Genomic DNA, 8,004 nt, shown 5'->3' with positions numbered 1-8,004 from the left:
AACCACAGGAATCGTGTCTGTGGTTGGGTTCTGGCGCTACCACGCAGAGCGTGGGAGCGAGGAGGGTTTTGCGACAATCGCCTTCGCGAGGGTGACAGTCGGGGGGGTGTTTTGCCCTTTTGCGACACCCTCGAAGGCGGGAATCCATCTCGAGAGTGGGAGTCTATCTCGAGCAGTGGATCCCCGCCTGCGCGGGGATGACGATGGTACATTCTTAATTACAGCTTTCCTTACCTATCCACCAGCAAAGCTACATTTACAATAAAAAAACAACAGAGATCTTACACCAGGCAAATTTCTCACCAACCTAACTTAAATCAATAAACTGACAAATTTTAATTACTTGAAAGCATATAAATAACACTTTGAACGCTGAGAGAACTGGATAAATAAGAGAGTGAGAGAACAGCAGGGCTTTGCTAAAAATAAGACACCGGCTATTGAAACAGGTGCCTTAGGATGACTGTCGTCCTTAACAGCCAGAATTCAGAGCGATATTTTACCTACTGGCCCGGAGGTGGAGGCATAAGCCCGTCAGGAAACTCCATATTGTTGGGCATCTGCATCTGTTGCATTACCTGATTGATTGACTCTCGAATACTGTCAATCATCGCCTTATAACCCACATCAAAGCCTCGGTAAAAAGCCAGTTCAATACTCTTCAGGTCACCGGATGGCTGAACAATCGCCGGTTGTTTACCTTCAGGATTTTCACCGCCAAAAAATGCTTCCATGGAGGTAGGTACCGTCAGAGCAACACGGCCACCGGTCATATAGCCATCAATAAAGCGCCCCTTGGCAAAAGGATTACTTTCACTACCCATGCCGGTATTCCGATAGGCATCCGCAGCTTCACACCAGCGATCTTTATATTCACTGACCAGTTCAGCTGAACCACAGTTGTATTCAAAAATACCCATGGCATCCATGATGGCAAGATAACCATCCCGGTAGCCCATATCATAAGATGACTCAGACGAGGTATTGTCATCAGCAATAGTTAACCGGCTGTCTTCAGCCTGACTGGCCTGGGTATAACCTTCACGGAACCCTTTGAGATAGATTAGAAAATCATCAGAACCAGACGACTGACCGTGCTTTTCAAACTGATCTTTCGCCTCACACCAGGTCTGTTCAAGAACGTTAGTTTTAGCCTGATGGTAACAGGTATAGGTTTCAGCCCCTTTATCCACACCCGATACATCTTCATAAACAACGGTTGTGACCTCAGGACATTCACGGGCTTTATTACAGCCCTGCAAAAAGATCAGGATACCAACCACCGGTAATACTGCTGCCAGAAAATATTTCCGCATTTAATTCCTCCTTACCAGAAACTGTGAACTTGTTATTCAGTACAGTTTTGACGGAACTGAATAAATATAGTTCAGTTTTTTTTCAGGTTTGTGCAGGAATCACTTGAATTCATTAAAAGTACCTTACCGTCTGGCCACACTTCCTTTAGGTATATAGGGCTCAGAATGGGGCGAGAGCCACCCTCTATCCCTGACATCCCGGCCACAGAGATAATCCCAGTCATCGGGTAATGACTGCTCAAGCAGCACCAGCCACTGGTCAAGAGAACAATGTCCAACACAGCCCGGCACGGCAAAATATTCATGATTCAGTGAGAGGGCAACCTCTGGCCGCCCCCCATTCCAGTTCAGCTGAACACCGAAATGCGTGGCATAATCAACAATTTTATCGGAGGGTGCTCCCAGCATCGTCATCATCGCCAGCAAATTACTATCGCTGGCAGAGTATAGCGTCCAGCGTTGACAGGAGTGACCACTCCCTTTTTCCTCCAGACACTGCTGCACACGTTTGAAGTCCCTGATCATGGCTTTCACCAATGGGGTTCCAATGAGCTGGGCGACCTCATGGTTCCCAAAAATCTTACTGGTCACCCAATGCAATAACGCCTCCAGTTGCATCGCGTCGTGACTGGACATTCCTTTTGGCATGGGTAAATGATGCATTCGATGTATGGCAACCTGATCCATTAAGGGCACCAGGGAATAAAGACTTTCCAAATCTTCTCCCTTCCTGCCCCCTAACCAGGAAGCCAGTTGATTACGATATTGCACTTTTTTCCTTAGCCAGTCCGCACTGCTCTCCAGTGCCTGCACCCTGTGCAGGTACCCCGGACATAACCTCTGGGCAGAGAAAAGACCATCACTGATCAGCGGTGATGCATAGACCGGAGGGATCTGAGTTCCCCCCGATAGCCCGGGATAAACCCCCAGCAGAAGCGCACTGGCACTTTGAATCGTACGATCCAGACCTTTGGCATAATGCTGGCTTACTGTTGGCGACCAGACGTCCAGCAGTGTTTCTGAAAAGTAGTGACTGCGGATTTTCTGTCCCAGTAAAAACATCTGTTCAAACCCTTCGACCGTTAATTGTCCCGGTCCCATGGGCCAATATCGAGCCATATCCCCAAGATCCCTTGGAGAACGGTCACCATGCCGAACAAGACTGACCAGGTAATCTGCAGGTGCTGTCATTGCAAATTCAGCATTCGCTGCATAAACACCAACAGGCAGAAAATACAAAGTAAACAATGCATTAACGATCAGGCCTGACTTTTTTACTATGCAATAGCTATCACCAAAGCAAAAAGCCATGGCCTTTTTAAGAGAGCGTCTGAGAAGCGTCTGAAGTGTCATATCCTGCCTGCCTGATAATCACATCCAGCAGTCAGGATAGAAAAAATTTGAAGGGTTGGTTGAGAATTAACGCATAAAGTCGGGAATATCCCCTGATATTCCTGCAGCCTGCTGAACAATCATCTCTTTAATTAAGGGTAATTGGTTAGCCAGTTTCAGACCGGTATTTCTTACCCAGCGAATCCCCAGGTTGTTGGCGCCAAACAGATTTTGAAAGCCTGTCATAGCGGCCATTACTGATAAATTGTGAACCCTGCGACGGCGCTGATATCGATCCAGGATATGCGCTGCCGAAAAGTCATCTCCCCGTTTAACCGCTCTTGTTAACTCTTCAGTGAGAACAGCGACGTCCATAAGGCCCAGGTTCACGCCCTGCCCTGCCAGAGGGTGAATGGTATGAGCGGCATCACCCACCAGGACAACCCCTTGTCGATGATATTGCCGGGCATGACGCTGGCGCAGAGGAAACCTGAGCCGCCTGTCAGCCTTGAGAATTGTTCCTGCACGACCTTCAAATGCCCTCTGCAGCTCACTACAGAATGCCTCATCATTCAGGCATTCAATTCGATCCGCTTCTGCAGGTAATAACGACCAGACGATGGAGCAATAATGTCTCTCCCCCTGATCCTGAAGTGGAAGGAATGCCAGGGGGCCTGTATCCAGAAAAACCTGCCGCGCCGTATTATGGTGACTGAGTTCTGTCTCAACCGTCGTTACCAGGGCATGATGACTGTAGTCTTTCTGGTCAGAAGGAATGCCAGACATTTGTCGTAGACGAGAATTGGCACCATCGGCGGCCACCAGCAACGGCGCAGAAAGAACCTCACCACTTGAAAGAACAACCTCTCCACCTTGCCCTGAAAGCTTATAGTCCAGATGAGACTGCTCGCCAAAACACTGAACGCCCGATTCAGCTAACTGTTGTAAAAGCCCATGGCGAATAACGTCGTTTTCAACAATGTAACCAAGAGACTTCTGAGGCAGAGAATCGGCATCAAATTTAATTTCTCCGGTACCTTCACCATCCCATACGACCATGTGGCTGTATGGGCAAACTCTCTGGGCGATCATACCTTCCCAGGCGTTCAGGTATTTGAAAAGCTTTATGGAAGCTTCTGTCAGGGCACTGACCCTGGGCTGCCATGGATCATTCTCTGAAAGACAGCTTGCTTGCAAAGTCTGCTGATCCACCAGTGCTGTTGGTATGCCAGACTGACTCAAAGCCAGGGCCAATGAGGCACCCACCATCCCTCCACCGACAATAATGACGTCAAATGTCTGCATTTATAGCCCCATTGCCTTGCGGGTAAATCTTGACTTCACCGGATGACAGTAGTCCAGCGTCACCAGCCCCAGGTTACGTGCCAGAATGGCAGCACTGTCAGTGCGTGAAAAAAGGTGTACCAGACCATCACAGAAACGACCGGTCAGGCTCTGGTCGCTCAGCTGCTGTTGCTGATACTCCAATAGACGACCAAGATCTCCCACCGACACCCCCTCAGCAAGTGAAGTCGAAATATTGTCCGCCAGCGCAACGGTATCACGGATTGACAGGTTATAGCCCTGACCTGCCACGGGATGTATGGCATGGGCGGCATTACCCAGAATAACCAACCCTGGTCTCACCTGTTCTTTAGCAATCCGCATGGTCAGTGGATAGCGGTCCCGTTTACCCACTTTAAGAAAACGCCCGGCACGAAACCCAAAGCGTTCCTGCAATAATGTTAAAAAGTCGTCATCTGACAGACTATAGATGGCATCAACTTCCTCATCCGGCAGGGTCCAGACCAACCCCATTCGATGTTGAAACTCCCCATCTGAAATCAAGGGAAGCAATGCCAGTGGACCTTTACCGGCAAACCGTTCCCAGGCCATACCATGATGAGGACGATCCAGGGCAATATTGGCAATCACGCCATGCTGGTGATAATCACGCAGTTCCTGCCCTATGCCCATCGCTTCCATCAGCCCGGAACGCCCGCCATCGGCAAGCACCACCAGTGCAGCAGTCACCTCTGACGCACTCAGTTGAACTTTCATTCCTCCCGGTATTGGCTGCAATGATTCCACCGCTTCCGGGCTGAACAGTGTCACAGAGCCCTGTTTCTGGAAATCCCTGAGACGGTTCAGCAGGACATCGCCCAGAATATGGTTTTTGATCACATACCCGAGAGCCGGGACACCTTCGTCTGACGCTTGCAAACGAGAGACCCCGAAACTGCCTTTATCAGAAACATGGACATCGGTAATGGCTTGTGCCTGATCAGCCAGATCAGACCACAAACCCAGCTGATCATAGATACAGCAGGTTCCCCATGACAGAGCAGAGGCACGGGCATCAAAGCTGGGTGGAACATCCCTTGCCTGACTCAGGTCATGGGTTTCCACAAGAGCCAGCCTCAACCCCTGTTGAGCGCTTCCCTTTTCCAAGACCTTTTCCAAGACCTTTTCCAATGCACAGGCCAGACTGGCACCCACCAGTCCGGCACCAATAATCAGAACATCGAAGTCCATATGATCTGCAGAATTTTCCATACCTCAGTCACCATCAAGAGCCGCTGGAACCCTACAATAAATCGTCTCAGTGCATCGTTTTACCGGAATCCCCTGACTCGCCGGAAGGCTCTTTATCACTTTGGGGCCCGGGCTGACACAGTTCCGCAAAAACATTTAGCCAGGCAAGACGCACAAACTCACTGACATCTATATACAGCCTTTCAGACTCATCATTGTCTTCAGCCGTTTCAATCAGGCTGATTTCAGCAAAGTCACGGAGCACTTCTTCTACCATCTCACTGACCTGCCGATTCTCCAGTCCCTGGCCAAAGCCCGAGATAAAAGACTGGCACCATAATCCCAGTGATACAGTCCTGAGACCAAGGGCCTCGTCATCATCCGGGAGCAGTAATGTTACAGAGAGGCTGCCAGACTCAAGTTCATTCAGAGTGTGCAAAAACAGCTGACTTAATAACTGCCCCATTGCTTCATCAAAAAATTTATCGCCCATCTGTTCTGCCAGTTGCTTCAGCCACTGCTGCACATCCGGGCGGCTTCCTGCTGATAACAGGCCGCATAGATAGCCATGAATTTCCGATGGATGACTCTGACCAAAATCTGCCAGCCGGTCAGCAAGTTCATCGAAGGATACCGGTGTGGGTATATCGCCAGGCTGAGAAGAGTAAATCGTCATAGTTGAGGGCCATCAATTTCCTGAGTCAAACTTAAGAGGGATTCTAACAGACTTCCCGGACAAACTTGTTAAACAAACTTGTTAAACAAACTTATTAAACAAACTTATTAAACAAACTTATTAAACAAATAAGTGTCTATGCTATTAAGTCTCACTAGTCAGGAGTCTTGACGTGTCAGAGAGCTTGTACGAAAGAAATCAGCTGGGTGTAGGTTTTACATTTCACAATCCTGCTATTTATCTCGATCGCTGGCTGAACAGCTGGAAAGGCGATAAACCACTTCTGGATCTGGGTGGTGGTCATGGTACCAATACTCATGCCGCTCTGATTCATGGTGCGAAAGTCGTTGCCACCGATTTGGAAAGGCCGGATCTTTCTGAATGGTTAACTGACCTCCCTGCGGTACAGCACGAAGCGGTCACTTGCATGGCAGCAACATTGCCAGACCAGATCCCTTTTGAAGACAATGCTTTCTGCGGCATCCTTTGCTCTGAAGTTTTTCATTTTCTTGCAAACGAAGCGGTTGTTCCGTCGATTGCCGAGCTATACCGGATTCTGGAACCGGGAGGCACATTGCTTCTGACCTGTTGCTCCTGCGATGTTGAGGTATTGAAAAGTACCGGTTTCAGTGAGCAAATTCGTGAAGATTTCAGAAAATCCCCGTTTAAGGTTGCCTGCCAGCGAGATTTCCTCAGTCTTCTTGCACAGGCAGCAAAAGACGCTAACTGCCCGGAAGTTACCGACCCGGTGCTGGCTGCCAACCGCATTAGTATTCCCGGAAGAGATTTCTGTTTTTTTATTTCAGAACAACTGGGAGAATTAATGAAAAAGGCGGGGTTCGCCATTGAAATCTGTGAGCAGGGAAAGGCTCCACATTACCCGGTATGGCGTCATGGCGACCAGGATCAGGTTCGTATTGTTGCCCGAAAGCCTGAGTAAATGCCTGTTGTTTCATTTTTCAACCTGACCGGCCATGAGAGATGGCCTTTTATTAACAGACGACCCTCATATAAGGATTTGTCCCGGAGTAATTCCCCCATTTTACAAAAGCTTGTAAAAGCCCATTGCCCGCTGGCCGAAAAAGCACAAGCGACCCTGATTTTTTCGGGTAGCGGGCAGCGTTCGTGAAATGGGAACGTTATTTAAGGACGATTCCTAAGTTCCATCAAAATGAGTTCTACAGAAAAAAATAGAATTCAATTTTTAACAAAAACCAATCACTTTCTGCCTTTCAGAAATATCAAATTCGGCCTTTACGACTGGCACTTTCATCTATGGTTAAAACACATTACCGAACGAATTAAAAATAAAACGTTGTCAACCATTAAGTCATTGTTCTGAATTTCTCCAGAAGCTATAGTAACTCTAATAACCAAGCATTCATGGAAGCTATGAAAGAATCTGATTTCATCGCCCTAGACCAGAAACTTAACTATCTGGTTGCCCTTTGCCAGAAGCTGACAAAAGAAAACCGTCAACTTTGGCAACAGGAGCAGTCTTGGAGAGCTGAGAAAGCAAAATTGATGGAAAAAAACGACGTTGCACGCAATAAAGTCGAAGCGATGATTCAGCATCTCAAGTCTCTGGAGCATGAAGCATGACGGATAAATCATCAATCACATCCGTTCATATTCTAGACAAAGAGTACCGTGTCGCCTGTCCCCATGATAATCAGGATGCACTGCACACTGCTGCCCGCTATCTGAACGAAAAGATGCATGAGATCCGCTCTTCAGGCAAAGTCGTTGGTATCGAGCGGATTGCCGTGATGGCTGCCCTTAACCTCAGCTATGAATTGATGCAGAGCCGTCGCCAGAATGAAAATGAAAAGCTTGATACCCAGGAACACATTGACCAGCTGCTGGGCAAGCTTGATCAGGCTCTGGCGACCGTTGAGCGTTGAACTGATAACCTTTAGTAATTTCCACGCACACTGATAGCTGAAAAAACTTGCAGACATCGTCTCAATTGTCGATATAATGCCGTTGAAACCTCCCTGGCCTGTTTGCCAGTCACCATACGTCCCGAGCCGATAATACTACCCAGGAGGCTCCTGGCAGGTGCTGGAGTGCAGGTCCGCCTCGTAGCGGAAAGCCCGATTCACCTAAGCAGCCTCCACCGTGACCGTTTCGGCCACGGGCAAA

9 protein-coding genes are annotated in these 8,004 nt (G+C 48.5%); 4 read left to right on the top strand and 5 right to left on the bottom strand.

Translation table 11 applies throughout. The annotated features are described in order from the left end of the window. Positions 1–201, top strand: a 201-nt coding sequence (locus RM811_RS12480; RefSeq protein WP_402524679.1) for a hypothetical protein, incomplete at its 5' end; no start/stop codon positions are given. A 302-nt stretch (positions 202–503) separates the two neighbouring features. On the opposite strand, the gene RM811_RS12475 is transcribed toward RM811_RS12480, so the two are convergent. From RM811_RS12475 to RM811_RS12455, 5 genes are all read right to left on the bottom strand, one after another. Continuing rightward, positions 504–1,316, bottom strand: a complete 813-nt coding sequence (locus tag RM811_RS12475; protein WP_402524678.1) for a hypothetical protein — start codon at positions 1,314–1,316, stop codon at positions 504–506. Between the two features lie 123 nt (positions 1,317–1,439). Further along, the gene (locus RM811_RS12470; protein WP_402524675.1) at positions 1,440–2,669 is read right to left on the bottom strand and encodes a histidine phosphatase family protein; all 1,230 of its coding nucleotides are present in this window, start codon (positions 2,667–2,669) and stop codon (positions 1,440–1,442) included. Positions 2,670–2,735: 66 nt separating this feature from the next. Further along, positions 2,736–3,953 carry an FAD-dependent oxidoreductase gene (locus RM811_RS12465; RefSeq protein ID WP_402524673.1) on the bottom strand — a complete coding sequence of 406 codons (1,218 nt, stop codon included), beginning with the start codon at positions 3,951–3,953 and terminating at the stop codon, positions 2,736–2,738. After that, the gene (gene ubiH / locus RM811_RS12460; protein WP_402524671.1) at positions 3,954–5,204 is read right to left on the bottom strand and encodes a 2-octaprenyl-6-methoxyphenyl hydroxylase; all 1,251 of its coding nucleotides are present in this window, start codon (positions 5,202–5,204) and stop codon (positions 3,954–3,956) included. A 46-nt stretch (positions 5,205–5,250) separates the two neighbouring features. Continuing rightward, positions 5,251–5,859, bottom strand: coding sequence for a UPF0149 family protein (locus RM811_RS12455; RefSeq protein WP_402524669.1), 609 nt, complete (start codon positions 5,857–5,859; stop codon positions 5,251–5,253). A 172-nt stretch (positions 5,860–6,031) separates the two neighbouring features. Between RM811_RS12455 and RM811_RS12450 the strand changes: the two genes are divergently transcribed. The 3 genes from RM811_RS12450 (at position 6,032) to RM811_RS12440 (ending at position 7,763) form a co-directional block, all read left to right on the top strand. Further along, positions 6,032–6,799 (top strand): class I SAM-dependent methyltransferase, encoded by a 768-nt coding sequence (locus tag RM811_RS12450; protein ID WP_402524667.1) that lies wholly within the window; start codon positions 6,032–6,034, stop codon positions 6,797–6,799. Between the two features lie 452 nt (positions 6,800–7,251). Continuing rightward, complete coding sequence (locus RM811_RS12445; RefSeq protein ID WP_402524665.1) at positions 7,252–7,461, top strand: TIGR02449 family protein; 210 nt, start codon at positions 7,252–7,254, stop codon at positions 7,459–7,461. Continuing rightward, positions 7,458–7,763 (top strand): cell division protein ZapA, encoded by a 306-nt coding sequence (locus tag RM811_RS12440; protein ID WP_402524662.1) that lies wholly within the window; start codon positions 7,458–7,460, stop codon positions 7,761–7,763. The genes RM811_RS12445 and RM811_RS12440 overlap by 4 nt, the downstream gene beginning before the upstream one ends. Positions 7,764–8,004: the final 241 nt, after the last annotated feature.

It is taken from the genome of Endozoicomonas sp. (assembly GCF_031844845.1).
GTDB lineage: Bacteria > Pseudomonadota > Gammaproteobacteria > Pseudomonadales > Endozoicomonadaceae > Endozoicomonas.
The sequence above is the reverse complement of the archived record's forward strand: the minus strand, read 5'-3'. Positions and strand labels throughout refer to the sequence as shown.

What these genes read in the sequence shown, in the direction of transcription:
- RM811_RS12475 (WP_402524678.1), bottom strand. Translation starts at nt 1,316, where the DNA reads ATGCGGAAATATTTTCTGGCAGCAGTATTACCGGTGGTTGGTATCCTG.
- RM811_RS12470 (WP_402524675.1), bottom strand. Translation starts at nt 2,669, where the DNA reads ATGACACTTCAGACGCTTCTCAGACGCTCTCTTAAAAAGGCCATGGCT.
- RM811_RS12465 (WP_402524673.1), bottom strand. Translation starts at nt 3,953, where the DNA reads ATGCAGACATTTGACGTCATTATTGTCGGTGGAGGGATGGTGGGTGCC.
- ubiH (WP_402524671.1), bottom strand. Translation starts at nt 5,204, where the DNA reads ATGGAAAATTCTGCAGATCATATGGACTTCGATGTTCTGATTATTGGT.
- RM811_RS12455 (WP_402524669.1), bottom strand. Translation starts at nt 5,859, where the DNA reads ATGACGATTTACTCTTCTCAGCCTGGCGATATACCCACACCGGTATCC.
- RM811_RS12445 (WP_402524665.1), top strand. Translation starts at nt 7,252, where the DNA reads ATGAAAGAATCTGATTTCATCGCCCTAGACCAGAAACTTAACTATCTG.
- RM811_RS12440 (WP_402524662.1), top strand. Translation starts at nt 7,458, where the DNA reads ATGACGGATAAATCATCAATCACATCCGTTCATATTCTAGACAAAGAG.